General features: G+C 71.9%; 2 protein-coding genes. Both read left to right on the forward strand.

The window, feature by feature from the left end:
- The first annotated feature begins 128 nt into the window (after positions 1-128).
- Positions 129-1,313: a nucleotide-binding protein gene (locus FVW27_RS15510; protein WP_167126815.1), complete on the forward strand. Its 1,185-nt coding sequence runs from the start codon at positions 129-131 to the stop codon at positions 1,311-1,313.
- Positions 1,301-1,431, forward strand: a 131-nt coding sequence (locus FVW27_RS21305) for a nucleotide-binding protein (protein WP_481850167.1), incomplete at its 3' end; no start/stop codon positions are given. The genes FVW27_RS15510 and FVW27_RS21305, both read left to right, overlap by 13 nt.

A 1,431-nucleotide genomic window follows, 5' to 3' on the forward strand; every position in this document is an offset into this window, starting at 1 on the left:
CGGGCGCGGCCCCGCCATGCCGCCCACCACCGGCGATGGCCAATGACGGGCCCCGACAATCGGTCAGGCCGCCCGGGAAACGCCGTCCCCGGCGGCCTGCATGCACGAGCCACGGCGACGGAGGCCGCATGAAACTGGCCATTGCCAGCGGCAAGGGGGGCACGGGCAAGACCACCGTGGCCGTGAACCTTGCCGCGCTGCTAGCCGCGCGGGGACACCGCGTGTCGCTTGCCGACTGCGACGTGGAGGAACCCAACGCGCATCTGTTCCTGCCCGTGGAATGGAAGACGCGCGAACAGTGCACCCTGCCCGTGCCCAAGGTGAACGAAACCCTGTGCCTTGGCGCAGCGTGCCGCCGCTGCGTGGAGGCCTGCCGCTTCAAGGCGCTGGCCTTCATGGGCGATGCCGTGCTGGACTTTCCGGACCTGTGCCACGGCTGCGGCCTGTGCGCCCTGGTCTGCCCCACGGGCGCCATGACCTATGCCACGCGCCTGGTGGGCGAGGTGCGCGGCGGCATCGCGCGCATCCGCCCGGCCATGGGCACCAGTGCAGACAGGGTGAACATGGCGGACAGAACGGGCAGGCCGGACAGAGCCCCCGATCTTCCCGCCACCGCACCCGTCCTGCGCTTTCGTGACGGGGTGCTGCGCATCGGCGAGGCCATGGCCACCCCGCTGATCAGGGCGGTGAAGGACGTGCCGCCTCCTACCGTCCCAAAGGACGGAGCCGTTCAGGGACCGTGCGCCTTCGCCATCCGCGACTGCCCGCCGGGCGTTGCCTGCGCCGCCATCAACGCCGTGCACGACGCCGACCTGTTGTTGCTGGTGGCCGAGCCGTCCCCCTTCGGCCTGCACGACCTGCGCCTGGCCGTGGGCCTTGCGCGGCATTTGCGCCTGCCCCATGCCGTGGTGCTGAATCGGGCCGGAATGGGCCTCCCCGCCGCACCGTCCTCGACAGCCACCGCCGCAGGCGCCCCGGGCAGTGATCCCGTACGTGCATGGACCGCGCACGAAGGCGTGCCTCTGCTGGGGGTCATCCCCTTCAGCCGGGCGGCTGCCGAATGCGGGGCCACGGGCAGCCTGATGCACGACGCCGCGCCCGAGGTACGCGCGGCCTATGCAAGGCTGGCGGATGTGCTGGAAGACATGGCCAGGGACGCCGACGGGCCGCGCCGACCATGGGACGGCCTGGGACTGGCCGGTCTGGCCGGTCTGGCCAGTCAGGCCAGTCAGGCCGATTTGGCGACACCGGCCACGACAGTGGAAGAGACCGGTGCAACCACGGACGCGAAGGAGCGGGCATGCGGCAGATAGTGGTCATCAGCGGCAAGGGGGGGACGGGCAAGACCAGCGTCACGGCGGCGCTGGCGGCGGTGGCCCGCGAAAGCACGGCCCCGGCGGATGCCGCGCGGGAGGGCGAAGCGCCATCGCC

Origin of the sequence: Nitratidesulfovibrio liaohensis (genome assembly GCF_011682075.1) — a bacterium.
GTDB classification, from domain to species: domain Bacteria; phylum Desulfobacterota; class Desulfovibrionia; order Desulfovibrionales; family Desulfovibrionaceae; genus Cupidesulfovibrio; species Cupidesulfovibrio liaohensis.